At 38.0% G+C, this 26,587-nt stretch carries 22 protein-coding genes and 1 tRNA gene; 14 read left to right on the forward strand and 9 right to left on the reverse strand.

The genetic code is table 11. The features are described from left to right. Positions 1-71 precede the first annotated feature (71 nt). The 10 genes from P4L16_03770 to P4L16_03815 all read left to right on the forward strand — a co-directional run bounded on the left by P4L16_03770 (position 72) and on the right by P4L16_03815 (position 10,660). Positions 72-1,220 carry an HD domain-containing protein gene (locus P4L16_03770; protein MDR3624242.1) on the forward strand — a complete coding sequence of 383 codons (1,149 nt, stop codon included), beginning with the start codon at positions 72-74 and terminating at the stop codon, positions 1,218-1,220. After that, the gene (gene tsaB / locus P4L16_03775) at positions 1,220-1,873 is read left to right on the forward strand and encodes a tRNA (adenosine(37)-N6)-threonylcarbamoyltransferase complex dimerization subunit type 1 TsaB (GenBank protein ID MDR3624243.1); all 654 of its coding nucleotides are present in this window, start codon (positions 1,220-1,222) and stop codon (positions 1,871-1,873) included. Before P4L16_03770 ends, tsaB begins: the two co-directional genes overlap by 1 nt. Before the next feature lie 119 nt (positions 1,874-1,992). Beyond that, positions 1,993-3,582: a DUF687 family protein gene (locus tag P4L16_03780; protein MDR3624244.1), complete on the forward strand. Its 1,590-nt coding sequence runs from the start codon at positions 1,993-1,995 to the stop codon at positions 3,580-3,582. Positions 3,583-3,814: 232 nt separating this feature from the next. Then, positions 3,815-4,816: a hypothetical protein gene (locus P4L16_03785; protein MDR3624245.1), complete on the forward strand. Its 1,002-nt coding sequence runs from the start codon at positions 3,815-3,817 to the stop codon at positions 4,814-4,816. Between the two features lie 16 nt (positions 4,817-4,832). Further along, entirely contained in the window at positions 4,833-5,801 is a 969-nt protein-coding gene (locus P4L16_03790; protein MDR3624246.1) for a hypothetical protein, read from the forward strand. Positions 5,802-5,921: 120 nt separating this feature from the next. Continuing rightward, a complete protein-coding gene (gene rpsU / locus P4L16_03795; GenBank protein MDR3624247.1) occupies positions 5,922-6,095 on the forward strand; it encodes a 30S ribosomal protein S21 in 174 nt (57 codons plus the stop codon). Between the two features lie 152 nt (positions 6,096-6,247). After that, positions 6,248-6,553, forward strand: coding sequence for a hypothetical protein (locus tag P4L16_03800; GenBank protein MDR3624248.1), 306 nt, complete (start codon positions 6,248-6,250; stop codon positions 6,551-6,553). 61 nt (positions 6,554-6,614) lie between these two features. Further along, a complete protein-coding gene (dnaJ, locus tag P4L16_03805; GenBank protein MDR3624249.1) occupies positions 6,615-7,787 on the forward strand; it encodes a molecular chaperone DnaJ in 1,173 nt (390 codons plus the stop codon). A 22-nt stretch (positions 7,788-7,809) separates the two neighbouring features. Beyond that, complete coding sequence (locus tag P4L16_03810; protein MDR3624250.1) at positions 7,810-9,828, forward strand: thiamine pyrophosphate-dependent enzyme; 2,019 nt, start codon at positions 7,810-7,812, stop codon at positions 9,826-9,828. Between the two features lie 82 nt (positions 9,829-9,910). Then, complete coding sequence (locus P4L16_03815) at positions 9,911-10,660, forward strand: hypothetical protein (protein MDR3624251.1); 750 nt, start codon at positions 9,911-9,913, stop codon at positions 10,658-10,660. Here the strand turns inward: P4L16_03815 and P4L16_03820 are convergent. The 5 genes from P4L16_03820 to P4L16_03840 all read right to left on the reverse strand — a co-directional run bounded on the left by P4L16_03820 (position 10,657) and on the right by P4L16_03840 (position 16,899). Continuing rightward, positions 10,657-11,427, reverse strand: a complete 771-nt coding sequence (locus P4L16_03820) for an MBL fold metallo-hydrolase (protein MDR3624252.1) — start codon at positions 11,425-11,427, stop codon at positions 10,657-10,659. The genes P4L16_03815 and P4L16_03820 overlap by 4 nt on opposite strands. Before the next feature lie 43 nt (positions 11,428-11,470). Continuing rightward, entirely contained in the window at positions 11,471-12,178 is a 708-nt protein-coding gene (locus P4L16_03825) for a pyridoxal 5'-phosphate synthase (GenBank protein MDR3624253.1), read from the reverse strand. A 14-nt stretch (positions 12,179-12,192) separates the two neighbouring features. Beyond that, positions 12,193-13,608: a response regulator gene (locus tag P4L16_03830; protein ID MDR3624254.1), complete on the reverse strand. Its 1,416-nt coding sequence runs from the start codon at positions 13,606-13,608 to the stop codon at positions 12,193-12,195. A gap of 62 nt (positions 13,609-13,670) precedes the next feature. Continuing rightward, positions 13,671-16,103 (reverse strand): DNA translocase FtsK 4TM domain-containing protein, encoded by a 2,433-nt coding sequence (locus P4L16_03835; protein MDR3624255.1) that lies wholly within the window; start codon positions 16,101-16,103, stop codon positions 13,671-13,673. Position 16,104: 1 nt separating this feature from the next. Beyond that, complete coding sequence (locus P4L16_03840) at positions 16,105-16,899, reverse strand: undecaprenyl-diphosphate phosphatase (protein MDR3624256.1); 795 nt, start codon at positions 16,897-16,899, stop codon at positions 16,105-16,107. Positions 16,900-17,299: 400 nt separating this feature from the next. Here P4L16_03840 and P4L16_03845 point away from each other — a divergent pair, with 400 nt between their 5' ends. The 3 genes from P4L16_03845 (at position 17,300) to P4L16_03855 (ending at position 22,267) form a co-directional block, all read left to right on the forward strand. Beyond that, positions 17,300-17,830, forward strand: coding sequence for a hypothetical protein (locus P4L16_03845; protein ID MDR3624257.1), 531 nt, complete (start codon positions 17,300-17,302; stop codon positions 17,828-17,830). Between the two features lie 152 nt (positions 17,831-17,982). Beyond that, positions 17,983-20,586, forward strand: coding sequence for a hypothetical protein (locus P4L16_03850; GenBank protein MDR3624258.1), 2,604 nt, complete (start codon positions 17,983-17,985; stop codon positions 20,584-20,586). Positions 20,587-20,776: 190 nt separating this feature from the next. Continuing rightward, positions 20,777-22,267 (forward strand): hypothetical protein, encoded by a 1,491-nt coding sequence (locus P4L16_03855; GenBank protein ID MDR3624259.1) that lies wholly within the window; start codon positions 20,777-20,779, stop codon positions 22,265-22,267. A 37-nt stretch (positions 22,268-22,304) separates the two neighbouring features. On the opposite strand, the gene P4L16_03860 is transcribed toward P4L16_03855, so the two are convergent. Both P4L16_03860 and P4L16_03865 read right to left on the reverse strand, forming a co-directional pair. Continuing rightward, entirely contained in the window at positions 22,305-23,462 is a 1,158-nt protein-coding gene (locus tag P4L16_03860; GenBank protein ID MDR3624260.1) for an ATP-binding protein, read from the reverse strand. 140 nt (positions 23,463-23,602) lie between these two features. After that, positions 23,603-24,862: an ATP-binding protein gene (locus P4L16_03865; protein ID MDR3624261.1), complete on the reverse strand. Its 1,260-nt coding sequence runs from the start codon at positions 24,860-24,862 to the stop codon at positions 23,603-23,605. 195 nt (positions 24,863-25,057) lie between these two features. Between P4L16_03865 and P4L16_03870 the strand changes: the two genes are divergently transcribed. Next, positions 25,058-26,086, forward strand: a complete 1,029-nt coding sequence (locus tag P4L16_03870) for a hypothetical protein (GenBank protein ID MDR3624262.1) — start codon at positions 25,058-25,060, stop codon at positions 26,084-26,086. On the opposite strand, the gene P4L16_03875 is transcribed toward P4L16_03870, so the two are convergent. Both P4L16_03875 and P4L16_03880 read right to left on the reverse strand, forming a co-directional pair. Beyond that, on the reverse strand, positions 26,074-26,412 hold the full coding sequence (locus P4L16_03875) for a hypothetical protein (GenBank protein ID MDR3624263.1): 339 nt from the start codon (positions 26,410-26,412) through the stop codon (positions 26,074-26,076). The two genes, P4L16_03870 and P4L16_03875, sit on opposite strands and share 13 nt — an antisense overlap. 55 nt (positions 26,413-26,467) lie before the next feature. Continuing rightward, positions 26,468-26,540 (reverse strand) — tRNA-His (locus P4L16_03880). Between the last annotated feature and the right edge of the window lie 47 nt (positions 26,541-26,587).

A 26,587-nucleotide genomic window follows, 5' to 3' on the forward strand; every position in this document is an offset into this window, starting at 1 on the left:
TACAATTTGACTCTAAAAAGAACAACAGTCTAGCATATCCCCATTAAAATATTCAATCTAGCTGTTGTGTAATGATGCAAAAAGATGAGCAAAATAGAGTTCTTTCCTCTTATAAGGAAGATGCCTTGAGAGTCGAAGAACAGACTTTTTTTGAAAAAGCGGCGTTTTCAAGAGACCATAGTCGCTACCTTAAAGAAGAAGAAGATCATAGATTGCCCTATCAAAGAGATGTAGACCGCCTTGTTAACTCAAAAGCTTATTCACGCTACATTGACAAGACGCAAGTCGTCTATCTTGTAGCAGATGATCACATTACTCACCGTTCGTTACACGTTCAACTTGTTAGTAATTTTGCAAGGGGCGTTGCCAAAAGGCTACACTTAAATGAGGAGCTTGTGGAGGTAATAGCTCTTGGACACGATGTAGGGCATCCTCCATTTGGTCACGAAGGTGAGGGGTATTTAAGTGAGCTTTCCTTTGCAGCTGGAAACGGTTTTTTTGTTCATAATGAGCATTCTTGCCGCCTTCTGAGAGAAATTGAGCCTCTCAACCTAGGCCTTGCTGTATATGATGGTTTTTTATGCCATTCAGGAGGACTTGTTGCCTCAAGGCTTAAGCCTGTGCCTATCAAAACCTGGCCTGATCACTTTAATGAGCTAGAACAAAGAAAAAAAGATCCTTCTCAAAATATTTGGCCAATGACTTTGGAAGGGTGTCTTGTAAAGCTTTGTGATAAAATTAGTTATATTGGAAGAGACTTGGAAGATGCGCATCGCTTGGGCTTAATTGAGCGGCAAGAGATCCCTAAAACTTGCCTTGGTAATACAAATCGAGAGATTTTACATGTTGTTGCTAAAGATGTACAGTGCATGAGTTATGGTAAAGATGAAATCGTTATTTCTGATGAGGTTTATGATGCATTAAAGATCATGCGGAAATTTAATTTTGAAAGGATTTACAATCATCCCAAACTAAAAGTAGAGTCAAAACGCATTAAGAGAGCTTATAGTTTTCTTTTTGAAGAAATACTGCAAAACTTTACGGAGAAAAAAGAAGCAAGTCTTCTTTTTTCCCAATATTTGCTTCATAAAACAGAATCTTATCTTGCCTCTACAAGTCCTGTACAGATGGTTGTAGATTATATAGCCGGTATGACAGATCGATTTTTCTTGCGCACACTAGAGAGTCTTATTTTGCCCAAAAAAATTGAGATGTTGTGATGCGCACACTTCTTATTGATACAAGTTGTGAGCGGGGTATTGTAGCCATTTGTGAGGGTGATAATGTTCTTTTTAAAAAAGAACTCTCCCTTGGGCAGCCGGCATCACAATATTTAGTATCAATCATTCATCAAGGTTTGAGGGATGTTTTGCTTTCTGCAAAAGAATTGCAAGCTATCGTTGTTGGAAGAGGTCCTGGCTCCTATACAGGCCTGCGAGTGGGGGCAATGGTTGCAAAAACGCTCTCATATGCCCTTCAAATCCCTTTGATAGGTGTTTGTGGCTTGGAAGCATTGATTCCTAAAGAGGATGGGATGTTTGCATCTCTTATCGATGCAAGAATGGGCGGTGCTTATATCGCAATAGGCAAAAAAACAGGGGGGGAAGTAGAAATTAGTACCTCTGCTAAGGTTTTGCCATTAGTTGATGCAATCTCTCTTTTGCAAGAGGTTGAACACATAGTTACGCCTTGTATCGAGCCAATAAAATCTAAATTAGAAGCCATTGGCTTAAATTCATCTCTTTGGAGTGAGCTTGGGCCAGATATTTTACAGATGCTGCGCCTTGCAAAAGTGCAATTTGAAAAAAAGTGCTTTAGCCTGGACGGCTCTTTAGATCTGCTCTATTTGAAAGAGTGGACAGCAAACTCTTGATTAGACTCCTTACGTAATTACATATCTTTATGTCATATTAATTTGTTCTGAATAATCAATTAATATTGTTTTTGTATAATAATGATACAAATTAATAATAAAAATTATTTAGGATTCAAATGTCATCAGTTTCAGCAAGTGAGAATTCTCCCAGAAATCTTCCCTACTTTATCTTTCAAAAAAATGATGCTTGGTATGACCTAATTTGTAAGTATATTCTTTTGGTTTTCCAAGGATATCGAGAAATGGAAGAGTATTTTCCTTACCTTTCTGAAAGAAATATCCAGTCTTTAACTTTTGAGCAAATGAAAAAGGTTTCCGCAGATAAAATAAGACTTGCTGCTAGTACGGTTTTAGAGGTGCTTAATCCAATATATGTAAGGAATTTATCTAAAGCGCAAAAGGGTGCTTATTTTGAAGTATGCGGATTTGGTAATTTAGATAGATATTCTTCTATTTTTCAAAAGAGGTTAATTAATGGAGAGCTTTGTGAAATTTTGCCAAAACATATTGCAACATTTACTCAAAAGACTCTTTCTTTATTGAAGTCTGAAGCCTTTGAAAGTTTAAGCGCAGAGTGCCTAGAAGCATTTCATCCTAAGTTACGTATGCATTTTACCGATTCTCAAAAAATCAATTTTGTTCAGGCATATTTTAATACACATCCAACAGAGATAGATTTTCAGAAGTTTGAGCCAGAAATTTTGGGTAGTGATGTTATAAATATCATTTCTTTAACACCAGAGCGCATAAAAGCATTTACAGACAATCATTATAAAGAGCTTTTGCCAACTACGATCATGAGAATGGATTTGGGCTGTATTGAATGTATTGACCATGATGTCATTAAAAAGGTATTTGATGAGGATCAAAGGGGTGTTTACTTTGAGATATTTGATACGCTGAATCGCCAGAAATATCGAAAGGCATGGCAAAATGATCTGGATTGGCAAACTCAATGGTCTTTGCCAGATGTGATGATGAAGTCTTTTGAAAAATATTGTTCAAATAATAAACCATCTAAAATTTATGATCTGGAGTGTTTTGAAGAATCGGAATATCAAATTGGATTTATCAATGGTGTTTGGAACCCTGAAGAGGGTGCTAAAAGTAGTGCGCAGTATCTTTCAAGAATGGCCAATGGTTATAATGTGCACGGTGTTTATAATGCAACGCATGGAAAAATTGCAGACCTTTTAGAGTGCAGGCAAGGCTTAATGTATAATGCTACAGAGCCTGTAGGTGAATTACACAAGATGTGGAATGCATTTTTTGAAAAAAATAAGGGTAATAGTGCTCAGTTTCTTATGATTTGTCATAGTCAAGGGGCAATTCATGTAAGAAATGCATTACTTAACTATGATAAAGCTTTAAGAAAACGCATTCGCGTTGTAGCTATTGCACCAGGTGCTTATATTTACCCAGAGACCTGTGCAAAGGTAGAGCATTGTAGAGTAAAAGCTTTGAGAGACCCAGTTCCTGCAATTGATAGTAAAGGTCTGGAAAGATGTAAAAAAAGGGTTACTTATTTAGAATCACATCCAAATGCTGGAATAATAGACCACAGATTTAGAAGCCCAACTTATTATAGCAAGTTGAGAGAACATATTGAAGATTATTTACCTAAATCATTAAGAGATAAAGCTTTTAGTGAAAAACTAAATAAAGAGTGGAGCATTATCGGCCTAGTAGAGAAAGTCTCAGCATAACATGAGTACATTATACACAAACAATTCTTGAACTTGTTTGTGTATATATTAGCTCTCTTCTAAAAGGGCTTTCTTCATCATTTCTTAAAATTTATGCATTTTTAAATATTAAATTGTGATACCATTCACTAAGATATAGGTTTTTTTATCTGGAATTATTTTTATCCCTTTCAGCCGCTTGTAAGCAGGCATGTTCTTTTCGGTGATAAAATAATCGATCTTAGGGATGTTTATGACACACAATACTATTGCTACATCGGTTCAAAATAGATCTACTCCTTCACTGGTATCCACGCCCAAAGAGTCTGCCAAGCAAAATACGAATAATGAAGGCTTTTTAAATAGTATTAAGGCCATTATTATGCAAATCGTCAATGCTATTTTGGATGGGCTTGCTAAAATTTTTGGCCTCTCTTCAAAAAAGCAAGTTAAGAATCATATAGAGTCTATAATAACTCCAGTGGGCCCATCTGCCTCAGTAAATGCATTGGTTACACCCGCTTTACCCCCTCCAAATCCAGAAAAGGCTCAAGATCTGCCTCCACAAACTGAACCTAACGCTCGCCTTTTAGAGTCATTTGATTCTGCTGATACCATGGAAGCTTCATTTTTTAACAGTGTTATTCAAGAATCCCCCCCCTTGCATGTACAGTTACAAGAACTATTTGTTGTAGTAGAGGAGATCCGTAAGTTGATTAATTCGGAGCTTAAGACATGTTTATTGAGCGTTGAGAAAGCGCCAATAGTTGTTTTAAACAATGATTGTTTGTCTTTTCAAAGGAAAGTTTTATTGCAAGAGATTTATGCTGTAGTAATAGACATTTGTGGAATAGGTACTAGCAGTTCAGATAATCTACAGAATGGGCACGGGGTAGTTTCACAATTAGTGGACCTTACAAATAATCTTTTGGTAATGAAGCCAGATGTCTCTATAGCTGAAAAGCTTCGAGCAGATAAGTTTACAGGGGGTCTCAGTGAGAAGGAAGGGCAGTTAAAAGACATTAAAAGGCTACATATGTCAGGAAAGAGTGTTCCTCCATCTCCTTCTTCAGTTAAGCCTTCGATATCCTTAAAGAAACCAGAAGAGGCTAAGGCTGTCATATATTCAGAATTTGCTCAGCACCTACAGGTGGAGAGAGATTATTTTACTCCTGATAAAAAGCCAGTAGTTGTTACTTCTCCTCCTAAGGGCTCTTCTCTCTTTCTAAAGCATCCTGATAAAGAAGGAAAATAAGGGTTAATGAGTAGTTATGGTAGAGTTTAATATTAACTTATTGCCTCAAAATGCTGTTGGAGTGTTGATACCCGAGGAAGTAGCAGCGCAAAAATCTTCGAATAAGGGAAGGTTTTCTTTGTTTGTTGATTCTATTATGGATGGTATTAGAGGTATTGTTAATAAAATAGTTAATTATATTTTGAAGGGTTTTGCTAAGGTTTTTAGTCTTTTTTCAAAAAAAGAAGTTAGGGTTAATGTGGGGACTATACCGTCGTTGAATATAGATACAATTGTGCCTGATACGGTCTCTTCGGGTGAAAATGAACAAGATTATGCTTCACCATTAGATGATTTTCCATCAGCTATATTTGATTCCTTGGATGCAAAAGATGATGGGATTTCAAAAAGTGCTATTATTTCAAGGGTGAGTAATCTTGCTGATAATGTATTAATGACCTCGTCTGCACCTAATTTATCTAGTAATCAGTTAGTTGGGCGTCAGCAATTACGTAAAGCTTTAGAACAAGAATTGGCTGAGAGATTGCTCGAAATTAGTAACGAGGCAACATTTAAACTTACAGTAGAAGAGGCAGAGCAAATAAGAGAAGAAGTATTGAATGGAATTGGAGATTTTATAAACACTATTTACAAGGGTTATTTTCCCCGCCTTGAAAAAGAAGAAGAGCAAGAGAAGGCAAGAGATGTCGTTGGAAAGTTGATAAAACTTGCAAAAGAGTTATTGTTGATAGAAGCTGACACTTCTTTAAAGGAATTAAGGCAAAAAAAGAGAGATTTTAATTCAATAAGGGTTAATTATATGATTAAAAAGGATGAAAACCCTCATCCTTCCCTTTCTTTATCCAGCTTAACAGCTTCTCAGGAAAAGTTATCAGATCAAGATAGTGTTGGTTGTGATGGGAAAGAGCAAGAAGAGATTGCCGAGCAAACTGAAGACTCTGAAGAAGAGGAGCCTTCTGAGATGTGGCAGTCAGTATTGATGTGAATTAAATTGCCGATATATGAAGAAATCATGTAGTATGGGTGTTCTTGTTTGTATACATGCAAGTGTTGTTTGTGATAAATGAAAATAAATAATTACAATTTAAGTTAGGAATTGAGGTCAATGCCCAGTGTAAAAATTCGTATTGGTGAACCGTTAGATAAAGCTCTTCGTGCCTTGAAAAAAAAGTTGGATAAAGAAGGGATCATGAAATCAGCAAAAGCACATCGTTTTTATGATAAGCCTTCTGTTAGAAGTCGGGCTAAATCAAAGGCCGCTCTCAAATATAAGCGCTAGATTTATACATTACGTGCTTGTGCACCTAGGTAAGCCCAAGGGGTAATTGCAGGCTGAAGGCCTGCGTTATAAAAGCCTGGGGCATCGCCCTAGGTAAGCCCAAGGGGCAATTGCAGGCTGAAGGCCTGCGTTATTGCTTTCAGGAGTGGTTTATGGAAGAAAATGATTGTAATGCCCGCCTTCATACGGGATTTGCTGATTTACGCGTTGCTCTGCAAAAAGATTTTACACTTTCTCCAGAAGCTAGTACCCCAGAAGTTAGTAGCTCTGCAACCCCCGCTAAAGATCAAATAGATAGTTTGGCTTACGTGCTTCGCTATGTTATTTTAGAGAGTTCTAAAGCAGCTGATGCAGGTCTTTTTTCTCTGGAAGATGTGATGCAAAAAGCTCTTGATTATCCAGTAGAGTGTAAACATTGCGGTGCTATTCACTTAGATTCATCAAAAGTTAGCAATTAAGTCGTAAATTTGCTAATATCTTTTCAGTTTTTAATAATGTTTTATAGGTAATGGGTAAGTTATGTCTGGGTACTATGAAATTTTAGGCGTTACAAAAAGCGCAACTCAAGAAGAAATAAAAAAAGCTTATCGTAAAAAGGCTCTGCAGTATCATCCGGACAAGAATCCTGGAGATGCAAGTGCTGAGGGTCGTTTTAAGGAGGTTTCTGAGGCTTATGAGGTGTTAAGTGACGAGAAAAAACGTGAGATTTACGATCGCTATGGAAAAGAGGCCTTAAAAGGCGCAGGTGCGGGAGCAGGTGCTGGTCAGCGTGGGTTTGCTTCTATGGATGAGGCTCTTCGTACATTTATGGGAGCGTTTGGTGGATCTGGCGCGGATTCTATTTTTGACAGCTTCTTTGGTGGTGGAGGTGCCGGTGGCCATCCCTTTGGTGGATCCCCTATGCATCAGGGGGCAAGTAAGAAGGTAAATATTAGACTTTCTTTTGAAGAGGCTGCAAAGGGTGTAGAAAAAGAGCTTGCGATCACAAATTACGTTTCATGCAGTACCTGCGATGGAAGTGGTGCTTCTAGTCCTTCTGCCGTTAAGCAATGTACTAAATGTCATGGTTCTGGACAGGTCGTACAAAATCGTGGCTTCTTTAATATGTCTACAACATGTCCTCAATGTCATGGAGAAGGAAAAATTATTACAGACCCTTGTAAAGAATGTCAGGGAGCTGGTCGTACAAAAGAAAAACGTAAAGTTAAGGCGCAAATCCCTGCAGGTGTCGATACGGGTATGCGGCTTAAGCTGAGCGGTTATGGGGATGCAGGTGAGGGTGGTGGGCCTCCTGGTGACTTGTACGTGTTTATTCAAGTAGATGCACACGATGTATTTAAGCGTCATGGAGATGATTTGACATTGGAATTGCCCATTGGATTTAGTGAAGCAGCCCTTGGTTGTAAAAAAGAAATCCCCACGCTTTTTGCTAGCTGCCGCATCACCATTCCAGAAGGCACACAAAGTGGAAAAGTTTTGCGTGTTCGTGGAGAGGGTTTTCCAAATGTGCATGGACAGGGAAAAGGTGATCTTCTTTTAACAATTATTGTGGAAACACCTACAAAGTTGAGTGATAAGCAAAAAGAGCTGCTTGAGGAATTTGGAAAGTTGGAAGGTATACATAATCATCCGAATAAAAAGAGTTTTATGGAGAAGATAAAATCTTTTTTTTCAGAATTTTCTCAGTCATAAAGTTTGAATTAAGGGTTTTGTTGTGAATAAATGTTTTTCTAAAGAGAAGTGTCTTGAAGTTTTGAGAGATATGCTGCTATCGCGTTTTACAGATGATAAGATGGCAAAACTTGTAAGGCAGAATAAAGGTGCAACATTTCAGCTGTCAGCAGCAGGTCATGAGCTTGTTGGTGTTGTTGCTGCAAAGCATTTGATGCCTGGTAAAGATTGGGGGCTTCCCTATTACAGAGATCAACCCTTTGCAATTGGTCTTGGTTGTAGTTTAAAGGAGATCTTTGGAGCATTTTTATCTCGAGATGTAAAAAATCATTCAGCAGGCCGTATGATGCCGGGGCATTTTTCTCATAAAGATCTTCGCATACCTTGCCAGTCTAGCGTTGTAGGTTCACAATTTTTACATGCTGTGGGGGTAGCTCAAGGAGTAAAACTGAGGGGAGAGGATGAAGTTGTCTATGTATCTTCTGGAGATGGGGCGACCTCTCAAGGTGATTTTCACGAGGCTCTTAATTATTCTGGGTTGCATCAATTACCAGTCATTTTTATGGTTCAAGACAATGGCTGGGCCATTTCTGTTCCTGTGACAGAGCAAACGGCAGGTGGCAGTATTGCGCACGTTGCAAGGGGGCATCAAGGGGTAGAAACATCGGAGGTGGATGGTTGCAGCTATGAAGAGGTTTCTTCTGCAATGCAGAGGGCTGTAAGCAGGGCAAGAAGTGGTTTTGGGCCAAGTGTGATTATAGCAAAAGTTCCAAGGCTTGCAGCACATAGTAGCAGCGATGACCCACAAAAATATAAGTCTTTAGAGCATGTTGAAGAAGAAAAGGCGCGTGATCCTATTCCTATTTATGAGCAGTTTTTAATTGTAAATCATCTTGCAACAGAAGAAGAGATCGCTAGTATAAAAAAAGAGGCTTTTCATTTTGTGGAGCTTTCTGCAAATGAAGCTGAAGAGTTACCCGTACCTGAAAAAGGCTCTTCATCAAAACACGTTTTTGCAAAAGAGCCTGTGATTGCGAAGACAAGCCTTTTAGAAAATCCGATTTCTGAAGATAAGATTGTCATTATGGACGCAATTAACCATGCGCTTGATGAAGAGATGCAAAGAGATACTGGTGTAATTGTATTTGGTCAGGATGTAGCTCATGGAAAAGGTGGCGTCTTTGGTGTAACCAAAAAGCTTACAGATAAGTATGGTAAGATGCGCTGTTTTAATACGCCTCTAGCAGAGTCAACAATCATAGGTGTTGCTCTTGGAGTATCTTTAGATGGAATTCATAAGCCTGTTGCTGAAATACAGTTTGCAGATTATCTGTGGACGGGTATTAATCAATTATTTAATGAGCTCTCAAGTATCCATTATCGTTCAAATGGTGAGTGGAATTGTCCTGTTGTTATTCGCATGCCTTGTGGTGGTTATATACAGGGAGGTCCCTACCATTCTCAAAGCATCGAAGGGTTCTTGTCTCACTGTCCGGGGCTTGTAGTTGTTATTCCAAGTAATGCATCTGATGCTAAGGGTCTTATGAAGAGTGCTATTAGAAGCCCTAATCCTGTAATCTTTTTGGAGCACAAGGCCTTATATAGGCAGCAAAAGTTTGCCGCAAGAAGGGAGCCTTCTGCTGACTATCTTGTACCCTTTGGCAAGGCTAGTGTTGTAAGAGAGGGTAGTGACTTAACAGTTGTTGCTTGGGGGCTTATGGTTTTGATGGCGCTTGATGCCGCCGAAAAACTTAGCGCAAAGGGTATTTCAGTAGAGGTTATTGATTTACGCTCTATTGTGCCATTAGATATAGATACCATTCTTGAATCTGTCAAAAAGACAGGAAAGCTCTTGATTGTTCATGAGGCTGCAAGAAATTGTGGTTTTGGTGCAGAAATAGCAGCGCAAGTTGTAGAAAAAGCATTTGCTTATTTAGATGCACCTATCGAGCGTGTTTGCGCTATGGATACTCCAGTTCCCTATTGTAAGACACTGGAAAATGAAGTTCTTCCACAGCCAGAAGATATTGAAAAAGTAATGCACAAGCTTGCCTCTTTTTAATTTCGCTTAATTATTGCTTAATTATTGATATTCGATTAGGATCAGGTATTTCCTTATAAAATCTTAATGGTTGAGGTATGATATGAGTAATTTAATATATAGTGCAGCAAATTGCCTGCCTACTAAGGTCTTCTATTGCAATGGGATAAGGACTCTTAAAGAAGAGGCTAAGGGGCATTGCAGCATAATTGGCAAGATGGTTGAAGATCTAGAATTTGTAGGTGTAGAGCTACACTATAATGGGACAACTACTTCAAAAAATGTGAATAGTATTGCTTTAAAGTTTTTTGCTGGATTTGTTGGAATTATGTATGCCATCTTTTCAAAAAAAGATACAACAACAAAAAAAGTTATAAGTACAGCTGCAGGTGTAGTGGGTGGTGGATGTATAGTTTCTGGCCTTTATGATTGTGCTAATATTGGGAATGGAAAAACAGACTCTGCAGAGATATTAAAAAATAAAATACAGAAATATTTAAGAGATAATCCTTGTAGCCAGGCTAATCTTGTTTTACATAGTCAAGGTGCGGATATTGGAAGGCGTGCACTTTACAGGCTTTCTGAAGATCTTAGAATGCGTATTAATGTATGTACTATTGGAGGCGTTGTTACAATCCCACCAACTCTTGTTGCCAACGTGGTTAACCTTCAAAATCAATCAGATTTTCTATCTAAGTTTGCTCAGAGACACATGTATAAATCTACTGAACATAGAACGGTAATTAATAATGCTCATTGCACGACGGGCATAGCATGCCACGGCTTTGAAGATTATAAGTCATACCTTCAGTTCTATTTAAGAAAGTTTGTCTCTATAGGATGCTCGAATTAAAAGGCTATAGCCCTTGCAAGAGTTGCTTGGGGGGCTATACTTATTTCAAAAGAAGTATTTTCTGGTAAGTGGCTTTTTACAACCATCAGAGCCTTCTCTGGGCTGTTGCATTCGCTGGAGAGGTGAGCTAGATAAACGTGCTTGAGTTTTGGGTGGATAACGCGTTGTAAGAGCTTGCCACATGCTTCATTGGAGAGGTGACCATTTCTTCCAAGCACACGCTGCTTGTAGACCATAGGGCGGGAGCTTGCATGAACCATAGACGGCTCATGGTTTGCTTCTACGTAGAGGTAATCGCAGTTTTGTAAGTGATGTTCAACAAGAGATGTTACAAATCCAAGATCGGTACACACTCCAATCTTTGTCTCTTTTGTACGAAGAGTAAAGGCTACTGGATCGAGTGTATCGTGTTGTATGCTAAAGGGATGTATCTCTATATCTTTAAATTCAAAGCTTTCTCCAGTAGAAAAGAGTTTAAGCTTGGGTGAGTCATTGAAATAGGCATGAATACCTCTTGCGGTCTCACTATTTGTAAAGACGGGAATACCCAGCTGAAAAGCCAACACTCGTAGCCCTTGGATGTGATCTCCATGCTCGTGGCTTATCAAAATAGCGTCGATGTCTGCAATATCGACGCGTATTTCGCTGAGTCTTGCTTTTATTGCTTTTGCACTTAGCCCTGCATCAATTAAGATCTTTGTATTTTCTGTCCCAAAAAAGATAGAGTTACCTTTTGAACCAGATGCAAGAGGGCAGAATCCTTTCATTACGCTTCCTATAATTTTGGGGAAAGCTTAGATTAGATGCTCTTTATGGTGCAAGGATTTTTGCTGTCCATTTTTTATTTTTATCTTGATAACTAACAGTTTCATCGGTAGTGAATGTTATATTGTCATGAAGAAGGTGCGCTCCTGCCTGCCAAAAGGTAATCTTAGAGGGAATTAACACAAATCCTCCCCAGCTTTCTGGAGCTGAAATATCCTTATCTTCATACTGCTCTTCCATTTCTTTATAGGCATCGAGAAGTTCTTTTTTATCGTGGATAGTTTCATCTTGATGAGAGACTAAGGATGCTATTTGGCTGGATCTTTCTCTTTGTTTGAAGTAGTTTTGAGCCTCTTTTTGTGTTAAGGGTCGCACTTTTCCTGCTACAATAAGTTGTCTTTGTTCTTTTGGAAAATAAAAGTCTACAGCTGCATAAGGATTTTCTTTTAGGTTTTGTGCTTTTAGGCTGTTTCTATCGCCAACAAAAACAACACCTTCATCAGTAATCTCTTTGACAATCATCATACGTATAGAAGGAATACCCTCTTTTGAGGCCGTTGCAAGGGCAAAAGTAGGCGGCTGTTCACTTGCTTCCTTTACCCACTTTTTGAGCTCATTCATAGGATTTCTATCTAATTGCTCTATAGTAAGTGGTGGATTGACAATATCTTTTTCTGCAATATTCATGGCAAACAGTGTGCTTGCACTTAATCCTATGCTTAGCATAAAGGTTGTAAAAAGTTTTGACATCATAAGAACTCCTCAGTTTAAAATGGAATGGATAATCCATCGTATGCCATTTCTACAGAACAGGTATGATTACAATCAAGAAGAATGTTATGGTGCATTTGTAGTTTTTTTCTAAGAACTTCGTCGGTATGGCTAGGGTCATGGTGCGTAACAATCCAGTTTTGTATCTTGCAGTGCTTAACGAGCACAGCTGCGTTTGAAATAGATGAGTGGCCCCAACCTACTTTATATCGATACTCAAGAGGGAAGTATTGCGCTTCATGGATAAGGGTGTCACAGCCTGTAAAAAAGTCGAGCATGTCTCTGTAGGGGAATAAGAGGGGATGTCCACTGTCGATATTGTTGGGATGTCCATGGTAGCCTACAAGCACCTCGTTGTCTGAAGCATAGCCGATGGTTGTATTTTTTGATGCTATTTTGAAGCAAAGGGTTGCTCCTGGATGAGATGCATAAGTGTAGTGGATCTTGACATTTTCAATTTCAAGGGGTTTATTATCTTGAAGCTCATGAAAGACAAACTTTGCCTGCATTTCATCGAGTTTGACAGGAAAATAATCTCGATCAAGCATGCCTTTAAATAGGTCCTCGATAGTCTTTCCAAAACCTCTTGCAGAATAGATATGGATGGTATATTTGGGTGAATAAACAGGATTAAAGAAGGGAAAACCAAGAATGTGGTCCCAATGTGTATGCCCAATAATTAAGTGTATTTCCTTATATCTTGATTTGAGTACTTCTTGCCCTAAGGGGCGTATGCCAACACCTGCATCAATGATGATAAGGGACTCTTGGCCTGCAATTTCTAAGCAGGGAGTATTACCTCCATAGATAAGGTATTCTAGCCCAGATACTGGTGTAGATCCTCTTGTTCCCCAAAATTTAATATAAGAGGATGCCGAAGTATGTGTTGGAGAGTAATAATCTTGTTCTGAAAGGCCTTTAATGCCAACTAAAGGAAAATCAGCTGGTTTAAGCGTGTCTGCAAAATAGCTTTCAACGAGCTTTTGAATGGTTGCTTGAGAAAAGGGTTTGAGAAGATAGTAGTCAGCACCGCACTCAATGACTGTTTGATAATCCTGAATGAGTGCTCTCCATGTGGAGATGATAACACCAATGGTTGCCAGATGAGGATTAGACTTTAACCGTTTGAGGATCTCAATGCCATGCATTAAGGGAAGTGTTAAGTCGAGGATGATAAGATCTGGATGATAGGAAACGGCAAGGTCGAGGCAATCCTTGCCGTTTGTGGCTACAAGGATTTCGTATGTGATGCCATTTTCATCGAGATGAGCTTTACTTGCTTCTTTAGGCTCCGCACTTGCTATAAGGTTTTGAGCTGTTAGCAAGGGGGAGAGCAGCGCATTTCGTATTGTATCAGCTATAACGGTGGAGGAATCTGCAACTAAAATGCGGCGAATACTGCTTGCTTTCATTTTTCCAATTTTTTCATTATTTCTACAAATTGGATTGTAACGATTAAGATTAAAAGTTCAAATTAAAATTCTGTTGAACACTGTTCTTCGCAATCATCAAGAGGTAAGTCATTTATTGTAGGTTGCTTAAGAACTCCTTTAAAGAGCAGAACTTTTCTTGGTTTACTACCCTCTTGTTCACTAATAACGCCTTGTGCTTCTAATTGGTCCATTAAACTTGCAGCTCTGGCGTAGCCAATTTTTAATTTTCGCTGCAAAAAGGTGGTGGATGCATTTCCTGTTTCTTGAATGATGCCAAGAGCTTGGCCATAAAGGGCATCGAGTGAGGAATCCTCTTTTTTTATTACCAGCTCTTCTGGAGCCATAGTATCAAAAGATTTAATCAGATAGGCAGGGGGTGCTTGCTCTTGGATAAAGGATATGACCTTGTTAATGTCTTCATCTCGAATGAATGCTCCTTGTGTGCGAATAAGAAGAGAAGATGCAGGTGGCAAAAATAACATATCACCATTGCCAAGCAAAGATTCTGCACCCGTTTCATCCAATATGATTTGACTATTGATGCGGCTTGCAACTTTAAAGGCTATACGCGTTGGGAAATTTGCTTTAATAAGTCCTGTAATGACCTCTCTGGATGGGCGTTGAGTTGCCAAAATAAGATGGATACCAACAGCTCTTGCCATTTGAGCAATCCGGGCAATAGGTGTTTCGATATCTTCAGCAGAGACCATCATAAGGTCTGCAAGCTCATCGATGATAGCTACAATGTAGGGCAGTTTTTCAGGGATTTCTAAAGAAGATCCCTCATCTACTAAAGCTATTTTGTTTTCTCGCTCATTGAAAGAGATAATGTTGCGAGCGCCTACTTTTTTTAAGATTTCGTAGCGTTTTTCCATTTCTTTAACAAGAAAGTTAAGAGCTGCAGCAGCTCCTCTTGCCTCGGTAATGACAGGGGCGATAAGGTGTGGCAGTTCTGTGTACGCATTGAGCTCTACTTTTTTAGGATCGACCATGAGTAGCTTGATTTCATCGGGTCTTGCAGTGAGTAGTATAGACATGATGATTGTGTTAATACACACAGACTTTCCAGAGCCTGTAGCTCCTGCAATGATACAGTGGGGCATTTTGGCTAGGTCTGCAGCAACGTCTTCACCGCTGACAGTTTTTCCAAGAAATACAGGGATTTGAAATTTACGAGTAGATTGCTGATAGTTTGCGATGAGCTCTTTAAAGCTAACTTCCTGCGGTTTGGGGTTGGGAACTTCTATACCGACAGCTGCTTTTCCAGGAATAGGAGCTATGATGCGAATAGATTTTGCTTGCAAATTGAGAGCGATATCATTTTCGAGCGATTTAATTTTTTGTACTTTGACACCAATTGCTGGATGTACTTCAAAGGATGTAATGGTCGGACCGCAATGAATTTGTCCAACTTTTGCTTCAATTCCAAAGCTTAAGAGTGTCTCTTCTAGTACTTCCGCTTGCTTTGCGAGGTCTTTTTTCAGAATAGAGGTGTCAAATTTTTTGACGTCGGTAAGTAGAGAAAGAGGAGGTAATTCATAGGTTGAAAGATCACCGTTTACTCGTCTCTGTGCATTTAAAGCATCTTCTCGCTTTGATTTTTTAGGAAGTTCTTTCTTGATAGCTTTGTATACATCTAATTCCTTGGTATCCGCTTTTAAGAGAGTTTCTTTTGAAGAGGAAGAAAACTGTTTAAGTTCTAGAAGAGATTTTTGCAAAGCATTGAAGCGGACAGGATTTTCTTCAAAAGGAGTTGTGGGAATATTGATAGCCCTTTCAAATAAAGCTTTTTTATTATTTTTGCCCCATAAAAAGCTTAAAAAGCCTTTTTCTTGTCTTTTTTCTTTTTTATTTTCTGTAGTTGTTTTAGGTGTGGTTAACTTTTTAAGTAAGTCCAGCATATAGGCAAAGCGCCATTTTGTAAGTTGCAAAAAGGAGATAAGAAAGAGCATGGAAGTTACAATCGTTGTGCCAAGAGGACTTAAAATTTTTTGCAAGTTGATTAGGGGAAAATCTCTGTAGATAAAATAAGCTGGAACACCGCCTAGATTGTAGCGAACTTTTTTATAGACGAGCGATGCTTGTACAACGACACTTTCTGAATAAACAAAAGGCTTAAAGAGGGCTGCAAAGGAGGGAAAAGCCTCTGCTACTACAGACAAAAGTAAGCATAGCGATAAAAGAGCGATACAGAAGTAAATAAGACGTAAAAAATAGTGGTGGATCTCTTTATGCAAGAGAAGACGGCATCCCGTCCATCCAAAGAAAAGAAGTACACAATAACTTGTAAGGCCAAAGATGTATTGTAAAAACCATCCTATTCCATATCCTACAAGGCCAAGCCAGTTTGCATCGGGACTTGTGCTTCGAAAGCTAATCTGGCTTAAAAAGAGTAAGGCAATGAAAAGCAAGAGGGCAAGACCTTGTATTTCCATAGGGATTGTAGTTTTATTAGAAGTACTTTTTTTAGGCATGTTAATCTTGATAAAAGAAATTTACGTAGAGAAGAGTTGTTATTCCAACAATAAAACAATAATAAGCAAAGGGTTTAAATGTAAAGTGTTGAAGTAGTTTTAAAAGTAATTTAAGTGCCATCCAACCAACAAGAAAGGAAACGGTAAAGCCAGTTAAATAAACAAAAAAAGAAATATCGGCAATTTGTTCTTTATGTCTTATGATTTCTATAGTTTCTACTAAGATACCTCCTAGTATGGTGGGTATAGCTAAAAAAAAGGAAAAGCGTGCAGCTTTTTCTCTTTCCCATCCAAGAAACCTGGCAGCGGCCATAGTAGATCCGCTCCTTGATACAGCAGGCAATATGGCAACTGCTTGTGCGCACCCAATAAAAAGGGCTTCGAATATGTTTCTTTTTGCTGATATGGTCTCTGGAACAGGTTTGGAATATTTTTCTCCAATATAAAGAAAGAGAGCTGTCAACAGGAAGAAAAAGCCAAGATAGCTTGGAAGGCCATAAAGCGCTTTTATACCACTTAAAAGAAAGTAGAGAGGAGCTAAAGGAAGTGTTGCAATGACAATCATCCAGAATGTTTTTCGATCCTGTGTGAGCACTTTCCAGATTTCTTTGTAAAAGACAAGAAAAATGGCAAAAAGCGTGCCAAGATGGCAGACGAGGTCAAATGTTACGTACTTATTGAGTTCTTTGATCCCAAGAAATAGCTCACCGAGCTTCAAGTGTCCAGAGGAGCTCACGGGCAAGAACTCTGTAATGCCTTGCACAATACCCAAGATAAGTGCTTCTATGATAGACATGAAATAAACTCTGTTTTTGTAAGCAGAGTAGAATACTTAGGCAATTATCCACAAAGGAAAAGAATTTTTCAAGCTCCTGAGAGAGAAAGTTTTTTCCTCTTTGGACCAAGAGAAGTTGGTAAAACAACTTGGTTAAAAAATCATTTTCCTAATGCCTTGTGGATTAATCTTCTAGATCCAGCTCAAGAGCGTATGTTTTCTATGCATCCAGAGCTTTTAAAGCAAAAGGTACATGCTGAGATGGGAAAAAAAAGAATAGTTATACACAAACCAATTCTTGAACTTGTTTGTGTGTATTACAAATATAGTTTTATGTTTAACGATTCTGATAGACTAAATTTCTTGAATTTTCTATGCTCCTCTGCTCATACACCTTACCTTTACATTTTTGGAGAGCTTTATGATGCATAAGTCCTGTGCTTTATTGTTAGTTTTTGTAAGTTCATTACTGTTTAGTTTTACTGCTGGAAGGGACGCAGGAGTTTGCGTACATGATGGGTTTGAGATGCAAAAGATCTATATGGACGATGGCTCTGAAAGAGTTTCTATTTTATTGCCCAAAAATCCTAGCACTCTTTTCAAAAATGGGTGTTGGTATGTGTATAGTTATTCTAAAGACATTCTTTGTTATATTTCTACATTCAACCAGGGATATAAACCGCCAGCAACCGTAGAAGATTGTATTCGTGAGTTTTCTCTTCAGGCAGAAAGTGATGATGGCTTTACAATATGCCAAATACTCAATAATGTTCCAGGCGTACCCTACTGTGTAGAGTATAGCTATCTTGATTCTTCTTCTAAGCATTGTCATGTTCGCTTTGTTGCAACCAAACAGAGGGGCTATTATATTCGCATTTTTGGAGAACTTGAAGAAGAACTTAAACAGATTATTTTTAATAGCTTGGCCGTATCTATTACTGAATTGAATTGAAAAATTGGTTTTTTATGCGCGTCGTTAATGAAGAATTACTTACATTCTCTGTTTGTGTATAAGTCCAGATTGAAATTTATAAGATCTTTACACTAAAAGGTTATAGTGGAAGACATAATTTCTAATATATTTATTAAGTAAGGATGTATTTTATGGTGGGCCCGATTAAATCCCCTACTTCTGAGCATTCAAAACCTACAATAGTGCAAGACTCGTCAAGCAATACATCAAGCAATACATCAAGCAATAAGGGTCTATTGGGTTTTGTATCTTTTGTTATAAAAAGTTTTTTGGCTGCTATTATGCGCATAGCTGCCTATATTTTTAATTGGTCCTCAGGAACGCATAACCATAATTTTCAGCAGCCTGCTCCAATAGATCCTTCACTTCCTTTATACCCACCTAAGGTATCAAGTGTATCTACTTCAACTTCTCCAAGATCAGTTGTGCCTCTGGCTTCTTCATCGAAAGTTGTTATCGAGCCACCTATGCCGATCCTGCCTGCAAATGTGCTTACAACTGCTGCTAAGGTCGCAACTCACTCAGCCCCCGCTTCTGCTAAGATATCAGTGGCACCTGTTTCAGTACCGATAGCTGCTGCAGTGTCTTTTGTAGAGAAAAATCAATCTACAAGTGTGCGAAAAGCTGTTTTTGTAACTCAGCCTCCTCATAAGCCTCCTCATAAGCCTCCAATGCCACCTTCTTATCCTAATCAGGGTGTACCACAATCTTCTGCGCCTGCTTTATCCACAACATATTCTCAACCACAGGTTACTGCAAGTCAGCCTGTAAGTTCAGTAAATAGTGCGGTAGTCGCGGCGCAAGAACAACCTTCTTATTTGTATTACTCAGGAGCTGTAGAAGAGGTAGTACAGGGTGGTCTTTTCAGAAGTAAAGTAATCAAAGAGGGAAATGGTAGATTGCGTTTAAATTTGGAGGCTTTTGGTGTGTCAAGGGAGCTGCTAGCAAGACAAAAATATGCAATCAATATTGTGTTTATTAGCACCACTCTGCGAGATGCGTTTTATTCTAAATTCTCGAATGTGAAAAGTTATGATCAGCTATCGGATATTCTTATTTCTAGCAGGGGCGAAAAGAATCACTCGGACGCTGACGGGTCAAATATGGCAGAAGCTATGCAAGAAGAAAACGACAAAATTCTTAAGGAGTCTGTATATTGCTTTGCTGATAACAACGGTAGGTTGTCTGACAACGCAGAAAAAGCACTCTTAGCATATTTAAAGAAAAGGATTGAGGAATTAATAGAGTTGCAAAATAATCCTATGCAGCTGCAGCAACAGATCTTTTGCGAGCGCACCATAGCAGGAGGAATCCAACCTCTTGAAGGAGTATCTCCAGAAGAATTCTTTAATCGGTGTAAGACCTTTTGTGGGAAATATATACAGAGTATATATTGTTTACTTTTAGAGAAGGATCCTTTTAGCAAAGAACCAGGAAAGTTGATATCCAAGGAATCTTGGGAAGCATTTGATGGATATGAAAATATAGCTCAATTGGACGCAAAATTGTCTGAGGTGCATGCTTTTGCAAGAGAATTTATTGAGAGGAATAAGCACAAATTTCCAAAAACGGTTGACAGAAAAGTACAAGAAAAGTGGGATACGAACATGAAGAAAGCAGGATTTACTGCTCAGAGTGTTAGTTATTCACAAAGTCAAAGCTCTCAAGAAGGTGAGGATAAAAGGGCATCTAAAACTAGTGTAACTCAACAGAGCACGGTTGAAAAACCTGAACAGGTTGATCCCATATCTACAAGCGGTGCTTTTACAGCTTCAGAGAATCAGACTGACGATTTAGTTGCGATTCAGAATCCATTTTCTAACACGCATTGTTTAATGCCAAAGCGGTGGTTAGAAGATTCGATGTTATGTGGCAGTCAACAGAGTTTTTCTAACCGATATATACAGCCACAAGAAAATACATCCTCTCAAAGTACTCAAGAAGTAACTATTTGCTCATTGTCTGTAAGTCATGTTTCAGAGAAAGTTCAAATAAAACAGGGTGAGTTACAAGATACCGTTCCAGCGACAGAAACCGCTGTTGTTAGTAACGCACTTGCTTTAACTTCTGAAGTTCAGAGACATTATTTGCGTGAGATGACACATCTTAATCAGTATGCTCTGAAGAGTACTGCAAATGGTAACTGTCTTAACTATATAAATTGGTTGCGTGAAATATTTCGAAGTGAACGATATAGCTCTTGTGCATCAAAGGTACAGAAAGCTACATTTGATGAGCATGGAATCTATTTAGATAAGAATCGACTCTTAGAGGTATCAGAAGTGAACACAATATATTGTAGTGTTAGAGATATTTTGAGGGAGGTCTTGGAAGGACCTTTGGTTGAAGATAGGCTTAAACGTAAAGTAGAAAATCAATGGGTAAAGATTTGGGATCCTCCAAAAATAAAAAGTCGAGATGTATCGCAAGTGGAGAATGCTTGTAGGCGTTATCTAACAAAGTTGCAGGAAGTACTTGTGAAAAACAATTTACAAGATAAATTAGAGAGAGTTGAAGAGTATCAAGAGGATTTGGACTCATACCTGAGCGGAACTACAGAGGCGATAATGGGCATAAAACTTATTGTTAATAAATATTGGTCTGACTTGATTGTAGAAAATCCTGTTTATGCAAAGCAACTTGAAGGAGTACAGAGGGAAGCTGAAGAGTATTGGAATATTTTGGTTAATCCTGTGCTTGCAAAGCAGACTTCAACTTCAAGCAGTAGTCAGTAGCTTTATTTTATGTATATATTTTTTCTATAAATTGCCTATGAAAATTTGAAGTAACAAGTATCAATTTTCATGGAAAGACGCAAAAATCTTCGGAGTGCGCCCTATTAGGAACAGTAATGATTATAATTGCATATAATTAAAGAATATGCTACTATCTTTTATAGTAATACAGATTTATGGAGATAAAATAATGAATGCAATTACAAATAGTTCAAGCCCTTGTTGGATTTTTAAGAAAGAAGATACGTGGGTTGAAAGAGTATTGTTTAAGCCGTTACTTTTATTATTTCAATACTTAAGAAGAAATGAGACGATTGAAGCCTGTTTTACTCAACTATCACAAAGAAATATTCAGTGGTTGACAGCGAGTCAAATTGAGAATGTTACATTGTCTACGTTTCAAAAAGTAGATGCCGTGTTTTTAGAGCATTTTACTACTGAACAGGTTATGGAATCCTTTACTCGAGAGCAACAAGCGGTCTATTTTGCAAAATGCGGGATCAGTGCTCGATTTGCACACAATGCGCCTCGGATTTTAGCTGATTTCAAGATGTTAACACCGGAATTGATACTTAAGCTAAGCCCAGAGCAGAAAAAGCGTATTATAATTAATAATATTCCTATAAAGACACTCGAAGCACTAGATGCAGAAACTTTAAAGACATTAATTACCCCGGAGCAAATAAAGCAATCGTTCAAAAGAGACACAGAAAAGAAGAAATTAGAAAAAATGGACTTTGTTGGTTATTTGAACATCGAGCAAAGAGCTGTTTACTTTGCAAAAACTTTAAAGACATTAATTACACCGGAGCAATCGTTCAAAAGAGACACAGAAAAGAAGAAATTAGAAAAAATGGACGTTGTTGGTTATTTGAGCATCGAGCGAAGAGCTGTTTACTTTGCAAAATGTGGTTTTAGCGAATATTTATTTTGGGATATTGAGAAGCAAGTCTTGTCAAATCATGTGTTATTAACCCCAGAATTGATAGCTAAGTTGTCTTCTCCTCATAGGGAAGCTATCTCTAAAAAAGTGCTTTTAGATAAGTTGACAAATCCTAACTTTATTAAAGCGCTTTGCAGTCAGCCTAAGGGTAAAGAAATTTTATTTGGTAAAAAAGGTTTGTTTCTTTGGAAAGATTTAATGAGTGACGATCTCTCTTCTTATCATCGATCAAAAATTGTTAATGCAATAGTGGATGCGGGTGCTACTAATGACTTTTTATTTGGAACTGGAGAGTTAGATACTGCTGTGGTAAAAAAGCTTGTGACTGAGTTTTATTGTAGTCCCATCAGTAGGGAAAATTTATTTTTATTTTTTCATGCAATCAATATGACGAGCGTACCGATACAGTCCTTTGTAGATCTATTCAATGCAGGTACATCTGAGCGTGGACATATAGGTAAGCAAGATGCTCGCTCTTATTGGTCTGAAGAACAGCTAATTAGCATTATCCAAGATTCGGAGCGTTTTGCACTGCTTGCAAACAATGTAGCTTTTGTGGGATCTGTTGCAGAAGTTCCCAAAACATGGGAACATGGTAGAAAGCGTGTGCTTGAGGCGCTCTCAAAAGAGCAAATAGAAGAGCTCTTGAAATGCCCTGGTTTAGATGCTGCAGATAAGGACTTTATTGTAATTGAAAACTTACATCAAAGGTTGAATGCACTTGTCTTGGCAGCTTAAAAGAAATTTGTTATTAACGATATGTATAAAGTAGAGTTTATGAAAGAGCAAGTTTTTGGATAGTGTCTTTACACTCCTTAAGGGCAAGAACTGTGGTATATTCATTTAATGAAAAGGTTTCTTCTATGGGTGTAATGATGAATAAATGGTCTAAAGATAGAGATTCTTTTGCACTCATCATAGATTTGGTAATTTTTGGCTGATCTGTGCACTTAAATTCAAAACCTAATTTGCGGCCCTTGTAGTTAATAAATAGGTCTAGTTCTGCAAGTTGGTGCGTAGCCCAAAAATAGCACTCTTCTGGGCGCAAAGAAAGGGCTTTTGTAATTTCTTCAAGAGCAAAGCCTTCCCAGGAGCCACCTTTTCGAACATCAAGGATTAATTCTTCATAATTTTTGATGCTTAACAGCTGGTGTAGTATGCCTGTATCGCGAATATAAAGCTTAGGTGTTTTAACCAATCTCTTGCCTCTATTTTCATACCATGGAGAAAGTATCCTGATCATAAATGTACCTTCTAATAAGGCAAGGTAGTTTTTGAGTGTTGGTACAGATATTTCTAGAAATTGAGCCATGTTCGAGTAGTTAATTACATTACCATGGTATTGCGCAAGCATGGACCAAAGGCGTAAAATACGCTGAGGAGGTAATGCTAATCCCAATTCTATAAGATCTCTTTCAAAATACGTTTGCATGTATGCCTCTCGCCATCGAACGCTTGCAACATCAGAATGAGCAAGATAAGATTTTGGGAAACCGCCACGTGTCCATAATTTATTTTGGTCATTGGCTTCAGAGAGTTGAAAAGGAGTAACATTAATGTAGATAATGCGGCCAGCTAGTGTTTCTGAGCTCTGTTTTATAAGTTCTCTGGAAGCACTTCCCAAAATCAAAAACTTTAGATTGCTCCTGTCAACAATTACGCGCAAATAGGGAAATAGGTCAGGTCTGCGTTGAATTTCATCGATAATAACAAGGCCTTTTAAGGATCCCAGAGCAAGTTTTGGATGGTTAAGTTTGGCAAGATCGGTATAGTCTTCTAAATCAAAGTAATGGACCTGTTCAGGATATGTTTTAGCGAACTGTCGTGCGATCGTTGTTTTTCCACATTGCCTGGGGCCAAGTAACGCACAAATAGGTGTAATGTCAAGATCTTGCGAAATTTGATCTAGAAAGAAGTTTCGAATTTTTTCCATACATATTACCACATATCTTTCCTATAAATTGTGCATAATATAGGTAAATTGTCCATGAAAATTTGAAGCAATAAGTATTAATTTTCATGGAAAACACGCAAAAATCTTCGGAATGCGCCCAGGAATAACGATGTATATAATCAGAGAGATATCAACCATTTCCAAATGGGGATAATAGTAATTAGAAATCCATCTACTTCTATTTTATCTTGCTCGCTTTCCGTAAGGATTAGTCCCTCTTGTAAGTTATAGGTGCTCATCGCTTCAATAAGTCCGCTAATTTCTCGATTTTTTATATCTTCATTAGAGAGATTTGTTGCAACTTGAATGGCTTGAACAATTTGGTTGCCTTCCTTAAGGATAAAATCACATTCTTTTTTGTCTTTATGAAAATAGACTTCTTTTTTCTGCATTTTTAGCTGAAGAAATACAACATTTTCTAAAAGACGCCCCTTGTCCTCGCTCACACGAAATCCAATTGTGCGAATAAGAGCAGGATCGATCATATAACATTTTTTATTGTATTGAATTTGTTTTTTTAGAGAGTGGCTATAGCGGCTTATAAAGAAGTAGAGGTAACATTGTTCCAAGTAGTTGCAATAGTTCGCGATTGTATGAGGACTGCTGAGGCCTACAATTTTACCAAGTTTTGTATAGCTAAACTCTTTTCCAATATTGCTTGCTAAATAGTAAGCCACTTCTTGCAAAGGTTTTTCATCCATGACTTTATAGCGAGCGATGATATCGCGATAGAGAATGCCTTCAAATAGATCTTGCAGGTATTCAGGTTTTTCAAACTTTACATATTCTGGAATGCCACCATTTTTTAAGTAGTTTGAAAAATGACGTTGCATCATGCCAGTGTCACTTGTAGATAAGACTTTTTTAGAAAACAGTTCAGGGTGATTATGATAGATGATTTCTTGGAAAGAGAGGGGGTATACCTCGAACTGAATGTATCTACCTGTTAAATGAGTGCCTAGTTCCTTACTTAAAAGTTTTGCATTAGATCCGGTAATATAAATCTTTTTTCCCTGTTCATAGAGTCGTCGCACAAAGCGTTCCCACCCTTCAATATTTTGAATCTCATCAAAGTAGAATGTGGACTGCTCACCGAATAGCTCTATTAGGGTCTCTAATAACACTTGAAAGTCTTCCACTTGGAAGCGAATTAAGCGCTCATCATCGAAATTTAAATAATAGTCTGATTTTACCAACTCTAGTTGTAAAAGGCGTTGAATCGTTGATTTTCCAGACCTTCTGATTCCGCTTAGAATCATTATGCTTGGATCATCTACAAAACGTAGTATGTTTTTGGTTAATGTGCGACTAAAAAAATTCTTGGGGGATTTATATTCTCGTTGATCCGCTATAACTTGTTTAAGTAACTCTCGTTCCATTTTCCCTACCTGTTATTTTTTATTATATCAATAAAACCGTGCGTTGTCAATGCACGGTTAAATATAAAACCGTGCGCTCTTAGTGCACGCTAAATCTATCCAGTGTGTGATTTAGATTTTGAAAAAGATTGTCAAATTTGATGATTACAAGTATATGGAAATAAATATAATTTGGTTTTTTAGGTAAGGTGTTTGATGTCAATAGATGTAGGGATTGCAAATCTAGAAAAAGCAATTAAGGGAAAAGAGGAAGGAAGCTTATTTTTACACTATGTGGATGACGCAGGTAAATTACAAGAGCGCTCTTGGTTGGGGCGTATTTGTGGAAGGATTGGGCATTATATTTTGCGCCTTTCGTACAATGATGTGTTTGAAAAAGCTGTTATTTTAAATCTTGATCAGATGGGTGCTGATAAATTAGAACAGTTTGAAGAAGATATTCGCCATCGCATATGTGATCTTAAAAAAGATGAGAGTGTCCAAAAGAAATTGATATGTAATGATGGCACTATTATGAAAAAAATTAATAGTGTGATAGAGAAGGTGGCGATTTTTGCAGCTGAACAGAAAGATAGCGAGGTTATTCGCGTGACTTGTGCGGTCCAAACACTATTATCTAGAATAAAAGAATCTTCAGCTGAAGAGTTTAGATCTAAATTAGTGAAGAAAATTAACTTTGGTTTAGAAGCTGATAGCTATCCATTTGCAGCTACTGTTCCGCTTTTTGGTAAAAAAAGTAATCAAGATTTTTCAAGTGGTTTAGCGCCTCCACTTGTAACATATTACAATAAGCTAGTAGAAGAGTGTAAAAGGAAGGGATTAGAGATAACGAAAGGGGGCGTTACAGAGAGTGTTACAGGAGGGACTGAATACCAGCAGTTTCGCCATAGTTTTAAGGTGAGTATTTCATGGAAACCTATGTCTGGATTAAGCGATCAAGAAAAATTTAAAAAACTGGAATTTACCGTAGCAGTTGTTTATGGCGAAGGACCACGAAATGATCGAGGTCTTGTTTATAAATGGATTGAATCTCCAAATGTTAATGATGCAAGTAATGTATTGTTACAGACTTTTGGAAATGTAATAGATGCTATAAAAGATAGAGGTTTTCAAAATGAATTAAGACCTCAAATTGAGGCTGCACAAGAATTTCTTAAGCTATCTCCACCGCGTTATAATCCATCTTCACCGCCATCAGAAGGGCCTTATTTTCAAGAAGATTGACTTGAATAAGCTTTTGCATTTCTTAGAGTGGTTTTTTTAATGATAAAGCTGTCTGGTACAAGATTGTAAGCAGAGCGTTGTTCTTTTTCATAGATTATAGGGTCGCCAATAATAGTATGGCAAGAAGAGCAGGTAAGTGAGGTGTCTGTAGAAGTGGATTTTGGATGATAGATGCGGTCTATATAACAGCGTAAAAGCGGACCTGGTCCATCTTTTTGGTAATGCATGAGATAGTTATTGCAGTGGGAACATTGGATGAGCAGCATCTTTGGTGTTCCGCGTTTTTGCTGATAGTAATCTCTTATAAATCTTTGTTTAGAAGACATTTATTTTATAACGTTTATTTTATAACGTGATTTCTGAGGTTTTTAAAAAGAAAAGGGCGATCGACGGGGCTTGAACCCGCGACATTTGGAACCACAATCCAACGCTCTGCCAACTGAGCTACGACCGCCATGAAGGAGTTCCAAATTTACAGTCAATTTATGTTTTTTGTCAATG

This window comes from Chlamydiales bacterium, from assembly GCA_031292375.1.
Classification (GTDB): domain Bacteria; phylum Chlamydiota; class Chlamydiia; order Chlamydiales; family VFKH01; genus JARLHF01.